Here is a 22,259-nt window from a genome sequence, read left to right on the forward strand (position 1 = left end):
GTCCTCACTCTTTCATTTTAGGATCAAAGGCATCACGCAATCCATCAGCAAGTAAGTTAAAGCCAATCATGATAACCGATAAAGTTACTGCCGGAATCCATAATAGATAAGGCAGATACAGGAATGTCTTGTACCCTTCGCTCAACATCGTTCCTAATGAAGCTGACGGAGGCGTAAGACCTAAACCGATAAAACTTAAAAAGGCTTCGAAGAAAATAGCAGATGGGATGCTAAACATCATTTGAATAATAATGACACTGGAGATATTCGGCAAAATATGTTTGAATGCAATTTTCATTCTTGACTCACCTAATGTCAATCCAGCTAGAACATATTCTTGATCTTTTAATTTCATTGTTTGTGCACGAACGATACGTGCCATTGGTATCCAGTTTGTGATGGCCATAGCAGCCACGATGGAAAAAATTCCTGGTTCGAAGACGACCAACATCAAAATCATGACAACGAGGTTTGGAATTCCTGACAAGATTTCCAAAAAACGTTGCATCGCATTATCGACACGTCCGCCTAACAAACCAGATATTAACCCGTAAGCTACCCCAATCGTTACATCTAGTAATGCAGCAATAAATGCGATCAGCAACGAGATTCTCGTTCCCATAAATAAACGGCTTAATACATCACGGCCCAAACCGTCTGTTCCTAAAAAGAAACTTACGTTTGAAGGAACGTTTGCTTGAGCATATTTATCAACCAGTTCTCCGCCGACCATTGCTTTTCCATTCAATCCATCGATATTGATTCCCGGAATACGAGGAGGCAAATTGATATAAGCCACGTTTTGGGCAGTTGGATCATGTGGCGAAACAAAGATCGTGACCACAGAGATCAAAATGATGACCAACAGTAAAAACATTGAAATAACGGCAGCTTTGTTTTTCTTTAAACGGCGCCATGAATCTTGGATAAAATTCAAAGAAGGTGCAGTAATCTGCTCACGTTCTTCTTCGGTATTTTTTTGTAATGGAAGAAACTCATCCGCAGGAATATCTGCGACTGTTTCATAACGCTTGGGTGTCATTTCCATTTATCCTCGGCTCCCTTCTGAAACACGAATTCTTGGATCAACTAGACCGTACAGCAGATCAACGATCAAAATAACAAAAATCAACATAAATGAGTAAAGAATCGTTACAGCCATGATCGTAGGATAATCATTTGTTGTGATCGACTTAACGAATTGTTCACCGATACCAGGAATAGCAAAGATATTTTCTACCACCAGTGATCCGGTCATCAATGCGACAGCCAAGGGTCCTAATAAAGTCATCAATGGGATCAAACTATTTCGAAGACCATGTTTAAAGGCGATTTCCCAACGGCTCAATCCTTTTGCTTTTGCTAATTCCACGTAATCACTATGCAGTACTTCCACCATTTCCGTCCGGATAAATCGAGCAGAATCAGCAAGCGGCGACATGGCCAATGCAATTGTCGGCAAGATCGTGTACACAAATCCATCCCATTTTGCGATTGGTAAAACTTGTAATTTGATTGCAAAGATATATTGTAGTAAAACAGCAAATACAAAGTTTGGAATGGAACGACCTAATATTGCTACAAGTGTAGAAGATGTATCTGCCCATGTATTTTGCTTCATGGCAGAAATCGTTCCTAAAATCGTTCCTAGGACTGTTCCAAAGATAATTGCCTGTAACCCTAATTGCAAAGACGGTCCGATTCTTCCAGCTAACAAATGTGCGACTGGCTGGTTTTTAAATTGGAAGGAAATTCCAAAATCTCCTTGAAGCAAATTAGAAAGATAAATCCCATATTGTACGATAACTGGTTTATCCAAACCGACTTGTTTATTTAGCATCTCGATTGTTTCAGGACTCAAACGTTCCTGATTCGTATATGGCGTGCCCGGCAGCAATTGCATCAAGAAAAAGGTGATTGTTGCAATTAACCAAAGCGTGATGATCATGAAAAAGACACGTTTTAATACATATTTGATATAACTATTCACTAATGTTTCCCCCTAGCTTTTGACTTCTGACAGATGTTTCGCTACATTATTAGATAATGAACCAAAAATAAAGGAGCAATCAAATGAAAAAAAAATCTATCCCCTACGCAGTAGCTTTTCTACTGATTCTGGTTATTTTAATAAAAAACGTCATCAACCATTCCTTTACACTCATTCAATTATCTAATGATCTATTCTTATGGTCATTGCCGTTTCTGATTATCGGCGGTTTTTTATGGGTCTTTTCTTCGGGTTTCTTCGATCATTTTCAGCGATCGGTCCATCTTGCACGAACAAGGAACCGAAAGAAAAAACCAGAATTTTCCTCGCTCTCGTCTGCCAGCTACGGTATGTACAGCTTTTGGCTGATCATTGCCGGAATACTAATTGCTCTTTCTGCTATTTTCATGCTTTTTTCTTTGTTAGGATAAGTGAATATGAGAACGAGGTTGCGACATTTGCCGCAGCCTCGTTTTTTCTCATGCTCACGGTATTAACGATTATTCTTCAACGTATGTCCATTTGTAATCCCATGAAGCGCCTGCAGCATGGTGAACGATACCTTTGATTTTTTCATTCACTAGGTGACCTTCTGCTTTTTGGTACACCGGAACGACACCCATATCATCAGAGATGATCTTGATTGCTTTTTGGAAATCATCCCAACGGGCTTGTTCATCGCCAGCATCTGTTGATGAAGCTGCTTTAACTGCTTCGTCATATTCTGCATTGCTCCAACGACCACGGTTGTATGAATTACCTGTGACAAACAAATCAGTAAAGCTGCTTGGGTCTGCATAGTCAGCAGCCCATCCGCCTAGTACTGCGTCAAAGTCACCCGAAGTTGAGCGGTCAAGACGCACAGAGAATGGAACAGGTGTTGGTTTGACTGTTACGCCATCCAAGTTTTCTTGGATTGAGTTTTGAACATATTCGATTACTTTTTTCGATGAATCATCATCAGAAGCCATCAAATCAAATTCTAAAGAATCAACGCCCAATTCTTTTTTCGCTTTTTCCCAATATTCTTTTGCCTTATCTTTGTCATAAGAAACTAATTTTCCAGCTTCTTTTGCAAAGTCTTCGTTCGTTGTTGGACTTTTTACCATATCTGATGGGATCAATCCTGTAGAGACAACTGATCCGTCACCTAGTACTTGTTTTACTAAAGCTTCACGATCGATTGAATAAGAAATAGCTTTTCTTAGGTTCACATTGTTGAATGGTGAATTCTTTTCACGTTGGTTGAATTCGATATAGCTTGTCCGTGCTTCTTTAACAGAAGTATAAGCTGGATCGTTTGCGTTTTGCTGTGCTAATTCACCAGACAAGATCACATCATCTGCTTGGCCATCTTTGAATAAGTTCAACGCAGTAGAAGATTCTTTTACTACACTGACTTTGATTTCAGAAAGTTTTACTGTGTCTTTGTCCCAGTAATGGTCATTTTTCTTATAAGTCCATTCTGTATCTGTTCCTGGTCCATCGAAATCTTCTAATGTGAATGGTCCATTATAAACAGCTTTATCACTTGCAGATGCATAGGCATCCCCATTTTCTTCCACTACGGATTGTTTTTGTGGGAAAAATGATGGGAAAGCAAGCAGGTATTGGAAATATGGTGTTTGTTTCGTCAATTTGATTTCTAATTCATAGTCGCCAACTGCTTTGATCCCTAGTTCTGATTTATCTTTCTTTCCAGCTGTGATGTCTTCTGCGTTTTCAACTGGCGCATACAGGTAAGCATATTCAGAGGCTGTAGCTGGGTCTACTGTTCGTTGCCAGCCATAAACATAATCCGCTGCTGTAACAGGATCACCGTTTGACCATTTTGCATCTTCTCGTAATTTGATTTTGTAAGTTAATCCGTCTTCACTGACTTCTGCCAACTCGCTAGCTCCTGCCGGCTGTGGTTTGCTGTCTTCATCAAGACGGTAAATTCCTTCATAAACGTTATTCAATGCTGTAAAACTGATTGTATCTGTTGCAACTGATAAGTCAGCTGTAGGCATTTCTTGAGGCACGACTAAGTTAAATACGCCTCCTCCATCTGCAGAACCGCTTTTTGCTGAACTACTGCTTGTGGCTGAACTGCCGCCATAACATCCAGCAAGTACAAGGCCGCATACCGCAACCAAACCAAATGTAAATTTCTTTTTCATTTTACGTACCCCTTTATTGGAATTTTCAGAATAATTAATATTTTCTGAAGTTGTTTAAGAGTTTAATGAATAATTATTAAAAAATCAACACTTTTTTTTTGTCTTTTACATAAAATAATGATTTTTTCGTGAGGTTTCAAGGAATTTTTCAGAAAAAATAGCTTTGTACAAGGTTTTCTATTGCCTTTCAGTAGCCATTAAATAATTTTTGTTATATTGTCTATTATTGCCATACAAAGATAAAAAAGAATAAAAAAAAGGAACTGTGACAAAAGTCTTTTCACAGTTCCTTATCCGAATAAACGGTGTTCTCCTGCCAACTCCTCGGTCACAAGTCACAATAGTCATCAAACATGAGAAGCTGTTTTTTGAAATTGTTCCTTGTGACTCAGAGTGAAACGGCAAGTTCCCGACCTCTGGGTAAACGGTGTTCAATCAGCTGACCCTCGATATTCGCTCAACAAATGGCAAAATATGAGGAACTATTTTTCCATTTGTTTCTCTAATACTCAGGTCAAACCGCTGATTTCGCAACCTCTTTTTATTATTGAGAATCTGGTCGAGGAATAATCGTTTTTGCCATCCAAATATCCGGTTTGTCCCAACCATTTGCATTTGGTAAGACACCTACGATTTTATAACCTAATTTTTCATAGAACTCATACGGATGTTCACGAAGGTTCTGGATGGAAGCCACTTTATCAAACGTATGCTCATACAGGTCCGTTTGACTTAACGTTGTTCCATGGTCTAAATCATCCGTACCTAAATAAATCGTTATTCCTCCTCTGGAAGCTACTTCTTTTTCTAAGTAATTGACTAATCGAGTACCTATTTGGTTCTTTCGTCGAGAGCTTTCTACAACTAATGGATGCAATTCCCAACCTGTGATACCGTATTGAGGGATTGCACCAATAAATCCTACTAACTCATCTTGATCTACCGCTGCTACCGCGATTCGTTCTGGATTCATCATTTCTTCTACTTCTTCTGCCGAGCTGTCTCCATATTCTTCCGGCCAAGTCAGTCTCAGTAAATCAGAAAGCTGGTCTTTCAATACTGGATTATTACGGTCAAATTCACTGATTATCATACGTCTTCCCCCTTGTTCTTGCTTATTCTAACAGTCCTTTTGAAAAAACGAAATGTTCTCGCTCAAATTCTTTAGCAGTCAATTATTTCTCTAGCAAACTAATCGGCTGCCCTGCTTATAAAGCAAAAAAAACTCCAGAAATACTATTTCTGCTAAGGTACACATATTCTATTGCAGTACGACCTCTAAAAAAAATGGAGGGATACCTTCACGGAGCATCTGTCAGTTATGGTGTACTGACCTTATTGATGATGGATCAGCAGTTCGATTTGTTTGATAAAATCTATGTGTTTATGAAAAAAACAACTTCCAGTATCGTTAACCGACATGAATCTCAATATCACGACCGATTTAGAAGCAATCTTAGATAAAGCCATGACCACAAATGATATCAAACATGTGCCTTATGAAATCTCCCGAGAAAAATTTAAACAGGCCATTCTTGACGTAGAAACTTATCATGCTACACAAGAAAGCCAGCAAGGATATAAGAAAATCAGTTAAATAATTGCTACAACCCCCATCAAGCAGGCTGTCATCAAATTGACGACATTTCTTTGCTTGATGAGGGCTTTTCTTGTCAAAAAACGCTTTATAACTTTCGCTATAGAATCTTTTCACTTATTTAAGTTGGACAGTTCCTTAATTAATAAAACTGCTCCTTTTATGGTAATTGAAAAAACAAAGCAGGCTACGATTATTTGGCAGCTGTTTTTTTCATTTGCTTGCTTCGCAATTGTCCGCAAGCTGCATCAATATCTGTACCATGTTCTTTACGTATCACACAGTTTACGCCGTTTTTCTTCAATACATCATAAAATCTCAATACATCAGCTTTTGGACTGCGAGAATATTGATCATGTTCACTGACTGGATTATATGGAATCAAGTTGACATATGCTAACTTTTTCTTATCTTTTAATAGATCTGCTAATTGTTGCGCATGCTCTGGTCTATCATTTACTTGATTCAACATGATATATTCAAACGTGATTCGACGGTTTGTTTTCTCTAAATACTCATCCACAGCTTCCATCAATTTCTCAATTGGGAAACTTCGATTGATCCGCATAATCGATGTTCGCACCTCATTATTCGGCGCGTGCAAGGAAATAGCCAGATTTACTTGCAAGCCGTTATTAGCGAATTCCTTGATTTTGTGTGCTAAGCCACTAGTAGAAACTGTAATATGTCGCGCACCAATCGCCAATCCTTTGGCATCATTAATAATATGCAAAAAGTCCATTACATTGTCGTAATTATCAAATGGCTCACCGATTCCCATTACGACGACATGGGAAACACGTTCGCCAAGATTGCGCTCATCAAAATAATGTTGAACCATCATGATCTGCGCGACGATTTCTCCAGCGGTCAAATCACGGTTCTTTTTAAGCAACCCGCTTGCACAAAATGTACAGCCGATATTACATCCTACTTGTGTGGTCACGCAAACGGACAAGCCGTATTCTTGTCTCATTAGTACGGTCTCGATCATATTTTTATCAGGAAGTTCAAACAAATATTTTACTGTACCGTCCGAAGCTTCTTGGACGACCATTTGTTTCAGAGGATTGATGATAAAATGTGCCGATAATTTTTCTATCAATTGTTTTGATAGATTCGTCATTTCTGTGAAGTTACTTACACGTTTTTGATACAACCATTCCCAAACTTGGGCAGCTCGGAATTTTTTCTCACCGTTTTCTATAAACCAATTGATTAATTCTTCATTCGTCAAGCCATAGATGGATTGTTTTTCCAAAGTATTTTCCCTCTTTTTCTCAAAGTTTCGCTACATACTATACATGATTCGTTTAGTTAATGCAATACTTCACAAATAAATCGAATAGAACTTTCATCTCATAAAAATCAAAAAAGACAAAACATCGTACCGTATTAGAAAAGATGGGAAAAAAGCCATTTTTTCTCTTGGTATCATCATGTCTTGTCTTTTTTATATAGTTATTCGTTTTTCAACCGTTCATTGAACAAGTTTTACATATCATTATCTTCCGGCAGTGGTTCTGATGTTTCCTCTTGATCAATGAATACTTTCCGAGGCTTACTTCCTTCTGATGGGCCAACAACTCCATGAGCTTCCAGTTCATCTACGAGTCGAGCGGCTCGGTTGTAACCGATTCGAAATCTTCTTTGGAGAAGGGAGATACTTGCTGTTTGCATTTCAACAACAAGTGCTTTTGCTTCCTCAAACAGCTCATCTTGTGGCTGTTCTGGGGCACCTGCCGTTTCAACTTCATCTGTCGGCATCATTTTCTCTTCATAATGAGCTTCTTGCTGATCTGTAACAAATTGAACGATCCGCTCCACTTCATGGTCAGAGATGAACGCTCCTTGCACACGGATAGGTTTATTCTCACCCATTGGCAAGAACAGCATATCTCCTCGCCCTAAGAGCTTTTCTGCTCCATTAGAGTCGATGATCGTCCGAGAATCTGTACCACTTGATACAGCAAATGCCATTCTAGAAGGTACATTTGCTTTGATGATCCCTGTGATAACATCCACACTTGGACGTTGAGTAGCTAGGATCATGTGGATGCCCGCTGCCCGAGCCATTTGCGCTAAACGAATAATCGCATCTTCGACTTCGTTGCTAGCTACCATCATCAAGTCAGCTAATTCATCTACGATTACTACGATGAATGGTAAGGTTGGATGTTTCGTTCCGTTTTCTAAGTTTTTCTGCTGAACAAATTCATTGTAACCAGAAATATTTCTTACACCAGTTGCCGCAAATTTTTCATATCGTTCTTCCATTTCTTGTACTACTTTTTGTAAGGCTTGTGCCGCTTTTCTAGGGTTCGTTACGACCGGCGTCAACAGATGAGGTATCCCGTTGTACATATTTAATTCAACCATTTTCGGATCGATCATCATCAGTTTTACTTCATGGGGCTTAGCACGCATCAATATACTTGTAATGATCCCATTGATTGCTACTGACTTCCCACTACCAGTCGAACCAGCTACAAGTAAGTGAGGCATTTTCGAAAGATCAGCCGTTTGTACTCGTCCAGAAACATCACGTCCTAAGGGTACTTCCAGTAATTTATCTGGATGGTTTGGCTGAGCTTCGATGATTTCTCTAAAGGAAACCATACTGATCTTTCCATTTGGTACTTCAATACCAATCAGTGATTTACCTGGGATCGGCGCTTCCATCCGAACATCTTTCGCTGCTAAAGCAAGTGCGATATCATCTGTTAAGTTCACGATTTTACTTACTTTTACCCCTACAGCTGGTTGGACTTCGAATTTTGTGACGGATGGGCCTAAACTAGCTTTGACGACCTTAGCATCCACACCGAAACTTTGGAAAGTTTGTTCCAATACACCGATATTTTTTTCAATTTTTTTATACTCATCACTTTGATCCACAGTTGGTATAGAATCAAGCAAGTCAACTGTCGGCAATTCATAATCTTGATTTTCCTGTTCTGCTTCGATCTCAAATTCTAATGAGGTACCGTCATCCTCTGGCAACTCATTAGCATAACCTTCTGCTGTATTGGTCTGTTTTGGTGTATCTGGGACTGGTTTTTCTAGATTCGCAGGATGGATATTTTCTTGAAAACTGTCAATTGGAACAAAACTTAACTGCTCAGGTTCGGCATTTTCTTGTTCCTGCCATTCATCAGGAGTATTTTTCCTTTGCTGGTTCACAGCTTTTTTCTTCTCATATTCTACTGCTTCTTTTTCTGCTGCTTCTTGTGCCGCTAAGCGTCTCGCTTCTTTCGCTTCTGCACGCTGTTTCATTCTTTCTTCCTTTGCCGCTTGCTTTTGAGCTTGCTTGGCAGGATCACCTTCCAATAATTCCTGTACCCGTTCTCCAATTGATTGGATACCATTCAGCAGCTGATAGCCTTCCAAATTACTGAACAAGAATGCTCCACCCGCCAGTAATAGAATGGCTACTAAATAACTTCCAGGCTGTGCAATCAAGAAATAAGTGAAATGATAAAGAATTGCTCCGATCATCCCTCCGCCAACGTTATTATCTACTTGACTTTGTTTTATATCGCTAGCCAATAAGTCCCATGTCGTCCCCATGATATTTGGTTCCCCAGTATGGAGTTTGCCGAATAAATGGGCATGTAGCAATAATAAGATACCGAAATAAAAGAGTATACCGCCAAACCAGCGTCGGTTTTTGCCAATTGAAAACTCTGTATTCTTAATGACAATCCAAAATCCTAATACGGCTAATAAAAGACAGAGGATTTGGTAAGTATTTCCTGCAATGATCCGAAAGCCGTTTGCAATCAATATTCCTAAAAAACCTAATTTTAAAAAGCCGAATACAGCAAATAGAATCAAGGCAAATCCAACACCAATCGTCAGCATTTGTTCTTGCTGCTGTTTTTGCTTTTTCGTTTTTTTCGTCTTTTTCCTTTTCTTAGTAGGCCGTTTCTTTTGTGCCATTTATTATCCCTCATTTCATCAAGTTTCATTATACAAAAAAAAGCAAGGGAACTAAAGTTTTGTTTGAAAGAACTGACGCTTTCTTTCATTTTTCAGCTTATTTTACAGTTTTTCTTAATTTCTAAATGATTTTATCAAAAAAAGGCACGGCCATATCCAGCCGTACCTTCTTGTTTTAAGCATGAGAACTAAAGGTTCTCTCCATTTTCTTCAATCAGTTTTTGGTACCAGTAATAACTGTCTTTCTTATATCGTTCCAAAGATCCTTCTTGTGTTTCATCTTGATCGACATATACAAATCCATATCGCTTTTGATAACCGTTCAGCCAACTCAGCAAATCTGTATAAGACCATGTACAATAGCCTAATACTTCTGCGCCATCCGAAATTGCTTCTTTGATTGCTTTGACATGGCTTTGTAAGTAATGGATTCGATAGTCGTCATGGATTTGTTTGTCTTCTGTCAACTTGTCATATTCTCCTAAGCCATTTTCCGTGATCAGTACCGGCATGCGGTAACGGCTTGTGATACGACGCAATCCGATCCTTAAGCCTTCTGGGTCGATCTCCCAGTCCCAATTTGTTCGTTCGACAAATGGATTCTCAACTTTTTTATACATTCCAGGAACCCCTGTTTCTTCTGATGAACCTTTTTTCCCAGTCGTATTCATTTTTCCTGCTCCAACTCCATCTAATGGATTGAATGCATTCGTCGCTGTTTGATAGTAATTGATCCCAAGGAAATCTGGCTTGGCTGATTCTAGCAATTCTGCATCGCCAGCTACAATCGTTGGCGCCCATCCTTTTTCTTCTAAGAATCTCATAGCAGCAATAGGATATTTACCCCACATGTAGACATCCATCCAATAATTGGCCATCAGATCTTCTGCATTTTCGGCTGCCAGAACATTTTCAGGATTACTGTCGATTGGATAATTTGGCGTATACGCAAAGCTTGGTCCGATTTTTCCAGGCATTTCTAACTCATGGAATTTGTTGATGACAGATGCATTTGCTAGATTTGCGATATGGTTGACTTCATACATTCGTTTTGGATCCGTCACGCCTGGCGGATGTGCTGCTAATAAATAGCCTAATGAAGTAAAGATATTTTGTTCATTCAAACTAATCCAGTAATGGACTTTCCCGCGGAATGCCTCAAATAATGTTTCTGCATAATTAGTGAAATCTTCAATGATTTGACGTGATTCCCAACCATTATATTCATCTTGCAATGCTTGTGGAAGATCCCAATGATACAAAGTCAACATAGGCTCGATACCGTTTTCGATCAATTCGTCGATCAATCTCTCATAAAAAGCGAGCCCTGCTTGATTGACTTCTCCTCTTCCATTAGGAAAAATCCGTGTCCAAGCTACAGAGAAGCGGTAAGCTTTCAGACCTTGTTCTTTCATTAAAGCAATATCTTCTTTATAACGATGATAGTGGTCTACTGCCAGATCACCGTTTGTTCCTTTAAATGTCTTTCCTGGAATCCGAACAAATCGATCCCAGACTGATTCGCCTTTCCCATCTTCTTGCCAAGCTCCTTCTACTTGATACGCTGCAGATGCAGAGCCCCACAGAAAATCTTTTGGAAATGAGGTAAGTTCTTTGTGTTCCATTCATCTCTTCCTTTCCTATAACCTTCAATCGTTCCTCTTTTAGAATAACACGAAACCCCTTCCACAACAAAATAAAATTATGTAAAGGAAGTTGTGAAAGAAGTGGTCAGCTTCAAGAAATAAGAAGGAATTTACGAAAATTGCTTCTCAAATTTTTGTGAAATTTCGGCTTATTTTTCGAAGAAGGTACTTCTGGAACACCGTGTATAAGAGGTTGTGAAATCAGCGCTTTGTCCTGAGTATTAGAGAAACAAACGGAAAAATAGTTCCTCATATTTTGCCGTTTGTTGAGCTAATACCGAGGGTCAGCTGATTGAACACCGTTTAAGAAAGAGGTTGTGAAAAAGTCGCTTAGTTTCGAGTATTAAGAAAAATTTTGTGGAAATGGCTTTCTACATTTTTGCATAAATTGGACTTAATACCGAGAAACTGGCTTTTGAACACCGTTTAAGGAAGAGGTTGTGAGCCTGCCGTTCAGCTCCGAGTCACAAGGAGCAATTTCAAAAAACAGTTTCTCATGTTTGTTGAATATCGTGACTTGTGACCGAAGAGTTGGCAGGAGAACACTGTTTATTCGGAAAAAGGGACTGGGACACGTCTTTTGTCACAGTTCCCTATTTGTTAATTTCTCGGCGTGACATCTTCACCAAACCATTTATTGGAGATTTTTTGGAATTCCCCTGTTTTTTCTAATCGATCAAATGCTTCATTTATTTTCTTCACTAACGTATCATCTGACTTACGCACACCAACCGCAAAATCCTCACTTTCGTAAGAGCCTTTTGTCATGTTGAAGTCTTCTAGTTCGTTTCTTTGTTTCAAATAATAGTCCGCATATACTTTATCCATCAGCAAACCATCAATCCGTCCGCTTTTCAGATCAATCAGTGCTTCATTAAAACTATCGTACAAAACAGCATCTTGGTTTTTGACTCTCTCTTTTAACACTTCTGGTTGTTTCGTAAATACATCATAACCAGATGACCCATTTTGCGCACCTAATCTCTTATTTTTCATTTGCTCAAAGCTTGTGATTCCTGATTCTTTAGGTGTGATCAGCACTTGATCATTTTCCATATAAGGTTTTGTAAACTGCACTTTCTTTTCTCTTGCCGGTGTCTTGGAATAGCCATTCCAGATCAAGTCGATTGTTCCATTGTTCAGTTCAAATTCCTTCATCGACCAGTCAATAGGCTGAAAGTCTACCGTAATCCCATATTGTTCAAAGACTGCTTTGGCTAAATCAATATCGAATCCTGTAAGCTTCCCATCTTTATCTCTAAATCCCATAGGAACAAATGTATCGTCCAAACCTATAACGATTTTTTTCTCTTCGTTGATAGCCGCCCAATTATCTGCTGAAGCCTTTTTATTCGAACAGCCTGCAAAAAGAAGAAGACCTACGAGCAAAGCGAATAGAAAACTGATTTTTTTCATCTCTATCTTCTTCCTTTCTTAATGAATTGGGGAAACTTTTAATAGTTGATCACCGACATTTCCTGCAAATACGAGATCATGGGTGACAATGATTTGGGTTACCCCGTCTTCTTTCAATGATAGGATCAAACGCTCGACTTGCTGACGCAACTCAGGGTCTAAAGCACTCGTTGGTTCATCATAAGCCAATACCCGTGGATTCATGGCCAATGCTCTAGCAATCGCTACCCGTTGTTTTTGTCCGCCAGAAAGCTGATAAGGATAGTTATTCAATAAATCGCTAATCCCTAATGAAGCCGCTAATTCTTCTGCTTTTTTGGTGTATTCTTCTTTTGTCTGTTTCAATACCATTTTCGGTGCTAAGGTAATGTTTTCAAAAATATTCAGATGTGGAAATAGCTGGAAGTCTTGGAATACGACTCCTACAACTTGTTCTTTCATTTTAAGTTCGAATGGATTGAACGGTACACCGTCTAAATAAAATTCTCCGCTGTCAGAGCTTTCTAAGCCAGCCAAGATACGTAAAAGTGTGGTTTTACCGCCACCGGAAGGACCTACGATAGCTAATGTTTTCCCATCTGGAATGATTAGATCCAAATCTTTGATTATTTCTTTTTCACCAAATGCTTTGTTCACTTTCTTCAATTCAATCATACTTCTTCCTCCTATCAGTTAGCGGTAATAATTTAATTTTCCTTCAACTTGTTTCATTACGATTGTTAGAATACCAGTCAATGTAAGATAGATGATTGCCACTCCTAGCAAAGGCAGTAAAGTCGCGTCGCGTTCCATCGCGATTTTCCCGGCACGCATTACATCACCCAAACCTAATATATAGATCAAGGAAGAATCTTTGACCAAGTTGATAACTTCATTACCTACAGAAGGTAAAACAATCTTTGTCACTTGCGGGATGACGATTTTCGTTACCGTTTGGAAGGGACTTAATTGCAAAACTTGCGCTGCTTCATATTGACCTTGAGGAATCGATTGTATCCCTCCACGGAAGATCTCTGCAAAATAAGCGGCATAGTTCAAGATAAAAGCAATGAGCGCTGCTTCGAATCGATCAAAAACGATCCCAATCGTCGGCAAACCATAAAAAACAAAAATCAGCTGTAACAATAGTGGCGTTCCCCGCATGATCCATACATATGTTTGAAGAAAGTAGCGTAGCGGCTTAAAATGCAAGGACAATCCTAGTGCTAAAATAATCCCTAATGGCAACGAGCCAATCAAGGTAAATAAAAATAATTTCAATGTTGTGAGTGCTCCTACTAATAATTGCGGCATAACTTCAATTAAATACTCCATCTTCTTTTCCTCCTTTAAAATAAAAAAATCCTCTTGGCAAATGCCAAGAGGACGTATTATACGTGGTTCCACCTCTGTTTATTTTTTCCTTGCAGAAAAAACCTCACACAGTCGTTGCAAATCAGATGAAAACAAAACGTCCTTTGATCCGAAGATCAAAGGACGTTAATCACGTGGTTCCACCTTTTTTTACCGGCTCCTCACGGAAAAGCCAGCCTTACCTGGTCATCTAGCAACGACCGCAGCTGTAACGGGCTCCCCGGATTTTCCTACTATACGCTTCAGAAAATCGACTCCAAGATGTGTTTCACGGTTAACTGTTGTCTCTTTCCACCAACCAGAGACTCTCTAAAAACACCTAACTGCTACTCTTCTTTTCGATGTCATTTGTTTTAACTTTACGTGTAATTTACATGATTATTTTTCATTTGTCAACTCTTGTCAACTCTTTTTTATGATACACTAATAAAAAAAGGAGGGTGATGCGCGATGAATCGTGCAACCGAACAAGAAGCTTATGAACTACTAAGAAAACTAGGTATCTCTTTTCAAAAAGTTGATCATCCTGCGATTACGTCAGTCAAAAATATCCCTTTTTCCCTACCTGGTCCGCAAGTAAAAAATCTATTATTGAAATCAAGAAAAGGAAAAAAAATCTATCTTGTCATCTTGCCTGATGAAAAGCATGCCGATTTAAAACAACTAGCTGAACAATTAAAAGAAAAGCGCTTATCTTTTGTTTCTGAAGAACAGCTTCCTGACCTTCTAGGAATTCCAGCAGGTACAGTGACTCCATTAGCATTGATGCACGACACAGAGAAAAAAATCCAAGTCGTGATCGATTCTGCTATTGATCGTCAAGATACCGTAGGCTTTCATCCAAATATCAATACCACTACGTTGATCATGGATTTTTCCGACTTTGAAAAGATACTTGTTTACTTAGAACATCTGCCAGTTTATGAAAATTTGTAATGATAGAGTAGTTTTCTTAATTCCCAATTCAAGCGTCTTTTTCTTTATTTAGCACAAAATATATCAGAAATTCTTTTAGCCAATCAAACAATGTAACAACTAGTATGAACGCTGAAAACTAGAGTATTCTTCCATAGTTAGCCAAATCCATATTTAATGATTCTACGAAAAGAGGCTGGGACAGAAGCGTTTAACTCCAAGAGATAAGAAGAAATTCACGAAAATTGCTTTTCAAATTTTTGTGAATTTCAGCTTATTTCCGAAGGAGTGGCTTCTGCTTCCGCCGTTTATACGTGTTTAGAGCGTGAGACAAAAGTGTTCTTTACTATTGTCCCATGCTCTTTTTGATTATAAAGCGGAATTTTATCCTTTTGCTTTCAGTCATATTTAACAAAAAATATTATATTCTGAATAACAAAAATTATTCTATTTAAACTTTTTTATATTTTTGTAAGAATATCCCTGTACAGATAGTTACTATCAATAAACCAATGATTACAGCAAAACTAGATTTTTTACTACTTGTTTTAGGAAGAATGTTTTTTGATTTATTTGTTATCTGTTTAGGTACAGCTCTCTTACTAATATAATTGGTTCTTTGTTCGCTAGATTCTCCTGTATGAGCAAATATTTGCAATTTTTGAGAGAATAGATTTCTAATTTTCTCTCTCTCTGTCTTCTCTGGAAAATTTTTCCACGGTGTTATATGGCTACCTGGTATAGATATATTTGTTTTGCCCGGTGTATAACTGTTTTTGATGTTATACCCGTCAATTGTCGTACTGTATTCTGGTACGTTGTCTTCCGTTACAGTATAGATGATTTCTTGCCCGTCTTTGTATTTTGGCAGATTTGTGAAACGATAGTGCCAATCATCTTTTTCACTTACTTCTTTATGTTGGATTGGTTGACCGTCGGCTAATAGATTCACTGTGATCGTTGTCGGTCGTTTACCGTCTTGATTCTCATTGTCTTCCCATGTTTTTTGTCCTGAGACCGAAATGACTTCTCTATTCTCATTTGTAACGACTAGCCCGTTTTCAATTTTTTGATAACCTGAAGGGACGTAATCATTTCCGTTTTGGTCTACTTCTTGCACTTTAAACGTATATTCGTTTCCACTATCATCATACTGTTGGATATCTTCCCAAGTCACTGAAGTTATTCCATTATCTAATCGCTTTGTTTCTGTATCAGGAACTGGTTCCCAATTGTTTGTACTTTCTCTGAATAATTTAAAATAAATACTTGGTCTGGGAGTGGTTCCACCGTTCCAAATTTTAGTTGCTGTGATGTTCGTAACCTTTTTCTTGTTATAAATAGGTAAACTGACTCCCTCTGTATCATTTTCATTTATGGAGAATTTGAGTTCATTTGAACTTAGTGGATCAAAATCAATCCAATTGGGTGCTTCTTTTTCTTTTACAACATAATCTCCTACTTGCAGACCTTTGATACTAACTTCTCCCTGTTCATTCGAAGTCAACAGGATACTAGACTGTCCTTGAATAGGCTGTTCATCTGCTCGTCTTAATTCGAAAGTCACATTTGGGATACCAATCTCTGTGCCATTGATATATTTGAAAATCTTCAATTCGCCTCTAACTGTACCGTTGACTCCACCAGAAGCTGAAATATTTTTAACCGTATGATTGAAACCTTCTCCATCAACAGCAGGTTTATTAACTTCTTTAAACCAAGCTTTCGAATGATTCTCAAAACTTGTTTGTTCTGGGGTTTCTATAATCGTCTTATAACTCACCATTATTTTCCTAAGATTGACAAAGTTTTTTGGTATAGTTATTTCAATGTAATTATCATTTACTGAAAAATCAAATGTAGCACCGGGGAAATCTTGTAAAAATTGTTGGATTCCCTCTTCTCCTCTGTAAACTTTCTGTTCACCTAAGTGTATTTGATTAATTTCAAACGTACTTGGATCTAATCTTTGTCCACTTTGGATTTCATCACTGATTTTCACTGGTTGTTCAACGTAAGTGCCGTCATTGTTAATATTCAAAAACCATCGAATGTGCTCAGTATCTTCAGGAAGCATGTCTCCTGTTTTATAATAAAAAACGCTAGAAGAAGAACCAGAAGCTGGCTTTGTCACATTTACAGTAGCCGTTTTGTCACCACTCATCACGGTGAATGGCCCCGTATTTTCTTCACCAGTATCGGTTACGTTTCTGGCCTGGATCTCAAATTGCCCCCACCCTTCTACTGAGTCTATGTTTTTAATATTTTCATTAAATACAACCTGTGCAGAATCTTTTCTGACCGTTAAAGTTCCAACATTTTTATTTTCAATCATTAATGGGATTTCTTTCTGGAATCCTTCACCGCGAATATTTCCTTCACTTGGCCAATTGATCCAAAGATAATCACCTGGCTGGATATCTTGTTTTTTTTCGTCAAACGAGAATTTTACTTTTATGTTTCCTCCATCTGTAATATTCGTTGGGTCCACGGTCAACGAAGTGACGTTACTGCTGATATCTCTGCCTGCATCCGCATAGACATGAACAGGAATCAGTGATGTTATATTAGTAATAATAAATAACATTGATAAAATAATATTTCTACACTTTTTCATTTTTTCTATCTCCCCTATTCTAACTAAAAATAAAACCTACCATATCATCTCTCGAAAATCCTTTCTTCAATTCCTCCCCTACTCATTTCCAATCTTTTAACTAAAAAATTGATAGGTATTTTACAAATATTTATAAAAAATAAATATGCCAAAAAACTGTTTTTACAAGGTTTTTCCTAATGTAAATTATTTTTTCGCATATATTCATTTTATTTTACTTATTGCTTTCATTTTTTCAATCTATATTTCCAATTTTTAACTTACAAAAATGGAACGTGCATAAATAACTATAGTTGCATAAAATATTCTTTTAATTAGCATTATTATTTTATAACAGATGTTTTTATATTAAATAAAGAATAAAACACAATATAAAAAATACAGACTTTGTTCAAATAAACGAACCTAGCCTGTATTCTGTGATTGACGCTACTTTTTAATTCATTGAGATGAATAATCCATTTTTATAAATGCCCAAAAGTAATCGATGCCGAAGCCATTCCTCGACCTAATTCTTTTTCAAATTTTCCTATTGTTGATATCTCCATATAAAACGGTGAGACTGCTTTAGACAATTCTCCCTTGATTGCTAACGGACGTAAACTACGTTCCAAATTATTCATGACTTTAGGATAATACTGACCTTTTTCTAAGCCTGTTTTTGCTTCTATCAGAAGTATACGTTCCTTTTCATTGATCTCTGGATTTAAAACGAGATCATATAATTTTAGTACCATGTTTTCTATTTCTTCACTTTTAGACATCACGATTTCCTCCCAGAAATATATTTCTCCCCACTACATTCTATACACAAAGTATACGCCATTTTTAGTGGTTTTTAAATCACACAGACATAAAGAAAAAAGACAGATACCCAACCAGGGTATCTGTCTTTTGCTTTATGCCAGCTATAGGGATCGAACCTACGACCTACGCGTTACGAGTGCGTTGCTCTACCAACTGAGCTAAGCTGGCCTTATCCAAAAGAAATTATATACTCTATTTGGCTGATTGTAAAGAGTTCGATGGAAAATTAGTTTAATTTCATGATATTTTTCATAAAACGTGGTATAATTGATGTGAAAGGCAGGTTTTATGAAAATGGCAACTTTTGGAAAATTTGATACAACTATCGTACCATCGGAAATTGGTGAAAAATTCAAGATCAATACTCACGTAATGTTCACGATTCACGGCAAGCCGCAAACTGGAACGATTTCAAAACAATTGAAAAATTCCGCTGTTGTTGAGATTGATGAAACTGCAGAAAATGCGAACTTGATGACGCAAAGCAAAGGTGTAGTAATCGTTAACTACAAAGAACTTAAAAAGATTTGAATTTGACCATCTCTGCATTTTTGGGATGGTTTTTTTATATACAAACGAAAGCTGTGAAAAAGCTGCTCTGCCTCAAACATTAAAAATGACCAAAAAAGGATGTGACAAAAGTTGTGTCACATCCTTTTTCATTTTACTTATTTTGTACCAAACAAACGGTCACCCGCATCCCCTAGTCCAGGAACGATATAACCATGTTCATTCAATTTTTCATCTAGAGAAGCTGTATAGATATCAATATCAGGATGCGCTTCTTGCAAAGCTTTTACTCCCTCAGGTGCTGCTACCAAACAAACAAATTTGATGTTCGACGCGCCACGTTCTTTCAATGCATCGATTGCCATGATTGCTGATCCACCTGTTGCCAACATTGGATCTACTACGAACAACTGACGTGCATCAATGTCTTCTGGAAGTTTGACGAAATATTCATGTGGCTCAAACGTTTCTTCATCTCGATAAAGACCGATATGGCCCACTTTAGCAGCTGGAATCAATTCCAAGATACCATCAACCATTCCGATACCTGCACGCAAGATTGGAATAATCGCTACTTTTTTACCGGACAACGTTTTTTGTGTTGTTTCAGTGATCGGTGTTTCGATCACGATGTCTTCCAACGGCATATCCCGTGATACTTCATATGCCATCAACATAGCGATTTCATCGACTACTTCACGAAAAACCTTTGTTCCGCAGTTTTTGTCCCGAATAATAGTTAGTTTGTGTTGAATCAATGGATGATCGATCACTTGAAATTTGCCCATTTTTTTTAAGCTCTCCTTTGTTCTGTCGTTTCTTTTTAATTGTAAAACAAAATCAAGTGATTGACTAGTCAAACTCGCCATTTTTCCTAAGAAAATCCTTTTTTGAAAAGAAGTTTTCCTGCTGACAAGCAAAGCTTATTCTTTTTCCATGATCCAAGAAGTAGATAATGCCATTGCTGCACGCGTTGCCTTTGTCTGATCCATAGCATTTACCATGACGAAATCATGGATGATTCCTTGGAAGCGTACTTGTGTAACAGGAACCCCTGCATCACGAAGTTTGCGTGCATAAGCCTCGCCTTCCTCTCTTAATACATCCGCTTCTCCTGTCAAAATCATTGCCGGAGGTAGATCTTTTAGTTCATTCAGTTCTGCTCTCAAAGGCGAAGCTGTGATCTCAGCACGCTCTTCCTCATTCGTCGTGTATTGATCCCAAAACCATCTCATTCCTTCTCTTGTCAAAAAATAGTTTTCTCCGAATTCATGATAGGAATCTGTATCAAAATCAGCGTTGGTAACTGGATAATACAGCAATTGTTTAGATATTGGGAGCCCTTTTCGTTCTTTTGTTAAGATCGTCATGACTGTAGCCATGTTACCACCAACTGAATCTCCTGCAACGATTAGATTCTCGAGATCCAGATTTTTTGACTTGGCTAATTTATTCAGCTGTTGCAACACAGCATAATTTTGTTCAATTGCTATTGGATATTTCGCTTCAGGTGATCGACTATATTCTGGAAAGACAACGACAGAATTCGTGCGGACCGAAAGTTCTCTGATCAATTTATCATGGGTTTGAGTACTGCCAAAGACCCAACCAGCTCCATGGATATAAAAAATAACTGGTAATTTATCTATATTTCCTTCCGGTCGTACAAAACGAATATTGATTTTTCCCCATTCGCCAGTATCTACCATCAAGTCTTCAATATCAACGGAATATTTGTTCACAGGTGATTCTTGTACTTCTTCCAGTAATGCTCTTCCTTCTTCCGGTGCTAGTTCATAGATTCGCGGATGAGGTGCATTTGCATCACTGAATGCTATGGCTTCCTTTTCTAACGAGATACGATCAGTCATGACTTTTCCTCCCTGAGATTTAATGTGAAGACTAAAATTACACCTCATATACTAGAGAGCATCATCAATATTGTCAAAGAATCCGTTTTCCATAAAAAAATAAAATAGAAAAAAACAGAAAAGTCCGGTATTGAACTTTTCTGTATTATTGTATTATATGGAATTTAAATTTTTATTTTTTATGCAATGGAAATTTTTCAGTTAATTCGCGTACACCTGTTTTGACTTCGTCTAATTGAGCATTGTCGCCTTTTGCTTGTAATGCTTTAACAACTAATTCAGCCACTTTTACAGCATCTTCTTCTTTAAGCCCGCGAGTAGTGATTGCTGGTGTACCGATTCGGATGCCGCTTGTTTTGAATGGACTTAGCGTTTCAAAAGGAATCGAGTTTTTATTTACCGTGATATTCACACTGTCCAAAATACTCTCTGCTTCTTTTCCATTTATACCTAACTCACGAACATCGATCAGCATCAGATGATTATCTGTCGCTCCTGAAATGACTCTTGTTCCGATTGCTTGATTGAATACTTTGACCATTGCTTTTGCATTGGCAATGATTTGTTCACTATATTCTTTAAATGCAGGATCTAGTGCTTCTTTGAATGCCGCTGCCTTCCCAGCAATCACATGCTCTAGAGGTCCGCCTTGAATACCAGGGAAGACCGCACTATTGATTTTTTTCGCTAATGTTTCATCGTTTGTCAAAATCATGCCGCCTCGAGGTCCGCGCAATGTTTTGTGAGTGGTAGTCGTTGTGATATCTGCATAAGGAACTGGATTAGGATGAAGTCCTGCTGCTACTAATCCTGCGATATGTGCCATATCTACCATCAGTTTTGCGCCTACTTCATCTGCGATTTCTCTGAATTTCGCAAAGTCGATCGTTCGTCCGTAAGCACTGGCACCTGCTACAATCAATTTTGGTTGATGTTTTCTAGCTAAAATACGTACCACATTATAATCAATAACTTCTGTTGTCGGATCAACACCGTAAGCAACAAAGTGATAGGTTTTGCCACTGAAGTTGACTGGTGATCCATGTGTTAGATGTCCGCCTGCGGAAAGATCCATTCCTAAGATCGTGTCCCCTGGTTCTACCAAAGCGAGATAAGCAGCCGTGTTGGCTTGAGAGCCGGAGTGAGGTTGGACGTTCGCAAATTTCGCTCCGAATAATTCTTTTGCACGGTCAATCGCTAAATTTTCAACGATGTCGACAAATTCACATCCTCCATAATAGCGATGCCCTGGATAACCTTCTGCGTATTTATTTGTCAAAATACTTCCTTGCGCAGCCATCACTGCTTCGGAGACAAAGTTTTCAGAGGCAATCAGCTCCAAATTATGTTCTTGTCTTTCTTCTTCTTTGGCGATCGCAGCCCAAAGATCAGGGTCAAACGTTTTGTAATCTACCACAAACAACAGCTCCTTT

The 22,259-nt window shown here is 38.2% G+C and carries 18 protein-coding genes, 1 tRNA gene, 2 pseudogenes and 1 other annotated feature; of the genes and pseudogenes, 4 read left to right on the forward strand and 17 right to left on the reverse strand.

The window, feature by feature from the left end; translation table 11 throughout:
* Positions 1-4: 4 nt before the first annotated feature.
* Positions 5-1,048 carry an ABC transporter permease gene (locus tag OZZ83_RS05320; RefSeq protein ID WP_002293574.1) on the reverse strand — a complete coding sequence of 348 codons (1,044 nt, stop codon included), beginning with the start codon at positions 1,046-1,048 and terminating at the stop codon, positions 5-7.
* Positions 1,049-1,990 carry an oligopeptide ABC transporter permease gene (gene opp3b / locus OZZ83_RS05325; protein WP_002293573.1) on the reverse strand — a complete coding sequence of 314 codons (942 nt, stop codon included), beginning with the start codon at positions 1,988-1,990 and terminating at the stop codon, positions 1,049-1,051.
* 83 nt (positions 1,991-2,073) lie between these two features.
* On the opposite strand from opp3b, the gene OZZ83_RS05330 reads away from it, so the two are divergent.
* A complete protein-coding gene (locus OZZ83_RS05330) occupies positions 2,074-2,421 on the forward strand; it encodes a DUF3899 domain-containing protein (protein WP_002293571.1) in 348 nt (115 codons plus the stop codon).
* Positions 2,422-2,490: 69 nt separating this feature from the next.
* Here OZZ83_RS05330 and OZZ83_RS05335 read toward each other — a convergent pair whose 3' ends face one another.
* The gene (locus OZZ83_RS05335) at positions 2,491-4,152 is read right to left on the reverse strand and encodes a peptide ABC transporter substrate-binding protein (protein WP_002289796.1); all 1,662 of its coding nucleotides are present in this window, start codon (positions 4,150-4,152) and stop codon (positions 2,491-2,493) included.
* Positions 4,153-4,696: 544 nt separating this feature from the next.
* Entirely contained in the window at positions 4,697-5,245 is a 549-nt protein-coding gene (locus OZZ83_RS05340) for an aminoglycoside 6'-N-acetyltransferase (RefSeq protein ID WP_002293989.1), read from the reverse strand.
* Between the two features lie 133 nt (positions 5,246-5,378).
* Here OZZ83_RS05340 and OZZ83_RS05345 point away from each other — a divergent pair.
* Positions 5,379-5,749: pseudogene (locus OZZ83_RS05345) on the forward strand (iron-containing alcohol dehydrogenase family protein); the annotation flags it as partial.
* Here OZZ83_RS05345 and OZZ83_RS05350 read toward each other — a convergent pair.
* From OZZ83_RS05350 to OZZ83_RS05380, 7 genes and pseudogenes are all read right to left on the reverse strand, one after another.
* Positions 5,746-5,953: pseudogene (locus OZZ83_RS05350) on the reverse strand (hypothetical protein). The pseudogenes OZZ83_RS05345 and OZZ83_RS05350 sit on opposite strands and share 4 nt — an antisense overlap.
* Positions 5,943-7,010, reverse strand: coding sequence for a 23S rRNA (adenine(2503)-C(2))-methyltransferase RlmN (gene rlmN / locus OZZ83_RS05355; protein ID WP_002293564.1), 1,068 nt, complete (start codon positions 7,008-7,010; stop codon positions 5,943-5,945). The pseudogene OZZ83_RS05350 and the gene rlmN overlap by 11 nt, the downstream one beginning before the upstream one ends.
* Before the next feature lie 233 nt (positions 7,011-7,243).
* A complete protein-coding gene (locus OZZ83_RS05360; RefSeq protein WP_002310128.1) occupies positions 7,244-9,691 on the reverse strand; it encodes a DNA translocase FtsK in 2,448 nt (815 codons plus the stop codon).
* A 188-nt stretch (positions 9,692-9,879) separates the two neighbouring features.
* Positions 9,880-11,316 (reverse strand): glycoside hydrolase family 1 protein, encoded by a 1,437-nt coding sequence (locus OZZ83_RS05365; RefSeq protein ID WP_002310127.1) that lies wholly within the window; start codon positions 11,314-11,316, stop codon positions 9,880-9,882.
* 621 nt (positions 11,317-11,937) lie between these two features.
* Positions 11,938-12,753, reverse strand: coding sequence for an amino acid ABC transporter substrate-binding protein (locus OZZ83_RS05370; protein WP_002310125.1), 816 nt, complete (start codon positions 12,751-12,753; stop codon positions 11,938-11,940).
* Between the two features lie 18 nt (positions 12,754-12,771).
* Entirely contained in the window at positions 12,772-13,407 is a 636-nt protein-coding gene (locus tag OZZ83_RS05375; protein WP_278023422.1) for an amino acid ABC transporter ATP-binding protein, read from the reverse strand.
* 18 nt (positions 13,408-13,425) lie between these two features.
* Positions 13,426-14,067: an amino acid ABC transporter permease gene (locus tag OZZ83_RS05380; protein ID WP_002293344.1), complete on the reverse strand. Its 642-nt coding sequence runs from the start codon at positions 14,065-14,067 to the stop codon at positions 13,426-13,428.
* 155 nt (positions 14,068-14,222) lie between these two features.
* Positions 14,223-14,457, reverse strand: a binding site (T-box leader).
* Positions 14,458-14,556: 99 nt separating this feature from the next.
* On the opposite strand from OZZ83_RS05380, the gene OZZ83_RS05385 reads away from it, so the two are divergent.
* Complete coding sequence (locus OZZ83_RS05385) at positions 14,557-15,042, forward strand: prolyl-tRNA synthetase associated domain-containing protein (RefSeq protein ID WP_002310123.1); 486 nt, start codon at positions 14,557-14,559, stop codon at positions 15,040-15,042.
* A 430-nt stretch (positions 15,043-15,472) separates the two neighbouring features.
* Here OZZ83_RS05385 and acm read toward each other — a convergent pair whose 3' ends face one another.
* The 3 genes from acm to OZZ83_RS05400 form a co-directional block, all read right to left on the reverse strand.
* Positions 15,473-17,638 carry a collagen-binding MSCRAMM adhesin Acm gene (acm, locus tag OZZ83_RS05390; RefSeq protein ID WP_195943533.1) on the reverse strand — a complete coding sequence of 722 codons (2,166 nt, stop codon included), beginning with the start codon at positions 17,636-17,638 and terminating at the stop codon, positions 15,473-15,475.
* A 464-nt stretch (positions 17,639-18,102) separates the two neighbouring features.
* Positions 18,103-18,402: a bacteriocin immunity protein gene (locus OZZ83_RS05395; RefSeq protein WP_002310121.1), complete on the reverse strand. Its 300-nt coding sequence runs from the start codon at positions 18,400-18,402 to the stop codon at positions 18,103-18,105.
* A gap of 138 nt (positions 18,403-18,540) precedes the next feature.
* A tRNA-Thr gene (locus tag OZZ83_RS05400) sits at positions 18,541-18,613 on the reverse strand.
* Between the two features lie 120 nt (positions 18,614-18,733).
* Here OZZ83_RS05400 and OZZ83_RS05405 point away from each other — a divergent pair.
* Entirely contained in the window at positions 18,734-18,976 is a 243-nt protein-coding gene (locus OZZ83_RS05405; protein WP_002291542.1) for a hypothetical protein, read from the forward strand.
* Positions 18,977-19,113: 137 nt separating this feature from the next.
* Here OZZ83_RS05405 and upp read toward each other — a convergent pair whose 3' ends face one another.
* From upp to glyA, 3 genes are all read right to left on the reverse strand, one after another.
* Positions 19,114-19,743: a uracil phosphoribosyltransferase gene (gene upp / locus OZZ83_RS05410; protein ID WP_002291540.1), complete on the reverse strand. Its 630-nt coding sequence runs from the start codon at positions 19,741-19,743 to the stop codon at positions 19,114-19,116.
* A 135-nt stretch (positions 19,744-19,878) separates the two neighbouring features.
* Complete coding sequence (locus OZZ83_RS05415; protein WP_002314091.1) at positions 19,879-20,826, reverse strand: alpha/beta hydrolase; 948 nt, start codon at positions 20,824-20,826, stop codon at positions 19,879-19,881.
* Between the two features lie 172 nt (positions 20,827-20,998).
* The gene (gene glyA / locus OZZ83_RS05420; protein WP_002310116.1) at positions 20,999-22,243 is read right to left on the reverse strand and encodes a serine hydroxymethyltransferase; all 1,245 of its coding nucleotides are present in this window, start codon (positions 22,241-22,243) and stop codon (positions 20,999-21,001) included.
* Positions 22,244-22,259 lie beyond the last annotated feature (16 nt).

The organism is Enterococcus sp. E5-162 (assembly GCF_035725965.1).
GTDB lineage: Bacteria > Bacillota > Bacilli > Lactobacillales > Enterococcaceae > Enterococcus_B > Enterococcus_B lactis.

Excerpts from the sequence above, each read along its gene's own strand:
- OZZ83_RS05320 (WP_002293574.1), bottom strand. The coding sequence starts at position 1,048 with ATGGAAATGACACCCAAGCGTTATGAAACAGTCGCAGATATTCCTGCG.
- OZZ83_RS05330 (WP_002293571.1), top strand. The coding sequence starts at position 2,074 with ATGAAAAAAAAATCTATCCCCTACGCAGTAGCTTTTCTACTGATTCTG.
- OZZ83_RS05335 (WP_002289796.1), bottom strand. The coding sequence starts at position 4,152 with ATGAAAAAGAAATTTACATTTGGTTTGGTTGCGGTATGCGGCCTTGTA.
- OZZ83_RS05340 (WP_002293989.1), bottom strand. The coding sequence starts at position 5,245 with ATGATAATCAGTGAATTTGACCGTAATAATCCAGTATTGAAAGACCAG.
- OZZ83_RS05360 (WP_002310128.1), bottom strand. The coding sequence starts at position 9,691 with ATGGCACAAAAGAAACGGCCTACTAAGAAAAGGAAAAAGACGAAAAAA.
- OZZ83_RS05365 (WP_002310127.1), bottom strand. The coding sequence starts at position 11,316 with ATGGAACACAAAGAACTTACCTCATTTCCAAAAGATTTTCTGTGGGGC.
- OZZ83_RS05370 (WP_002310125.1), bottom strand. The coding sequence starts at position 12,753 with ATGAAAAAAATCAGTTTTCTATTCGCTTTGCTCGTAGGTCTTCTTCTT.
- OZZ83_RS05375 (WP_278023422.1), bottom strand. The coding sequence starts at position 13,407 with ATGATTGAATTGAAGAAAGTGAACAAAGCATTTGGTGAAAAAGAAATA.
- OZZ83_RS05380 (WP_002293344.1), bottom strand. The coding sequence starts at position 14,067 with ATGGAGTATTTAATTGAAGTTATGCCGCAATTATTAGTAGGAGCACTC.
- OZZ83_RS05385 (WP_002310123.1), top strand. The coding sequence starts at position 14,557 with ATGAATCGTGCAACCGAACAAGAAGCTTATGAACTACTAAGAAAACTA.
- acm (WP_195943533.1), bottom strand. The coding sequence starts at position 17,638 with ATGAAAAAGTGTAGAAATATTATTTTATCAATGTTATTTATTATTACT.
- OZZ83_RS05395 (WP_002310121.1), bottom strand. The coding sequence starts at position 18,402 with ATGTCTAAAAGTGAAGAAATAGAAAACATGGTACTAAAATTATATGAT.
- OZZ83_RS05405 (WP_002291542.1), top strand. The coding sequence starts at position 18,734 with ATGAAAATGGCAACTTTTGGAAAATTTGATACAACTATCGTACCATCG.
- upp (WP_002291540.1), bottom strand. The coding sequence starts at position 19,743 with ATGGGCAAATTTCAAGTGATCGATCATCCATTGATTCAACACAAACTA.
- OZZ83_RS05415 (WP_002314091.1), bottom strand. The coding sequence starts at position 20,826 with ATGACTGATCGTATCTCGTTAGAAAAGGAAGCCATAGCATTCAGTGAT.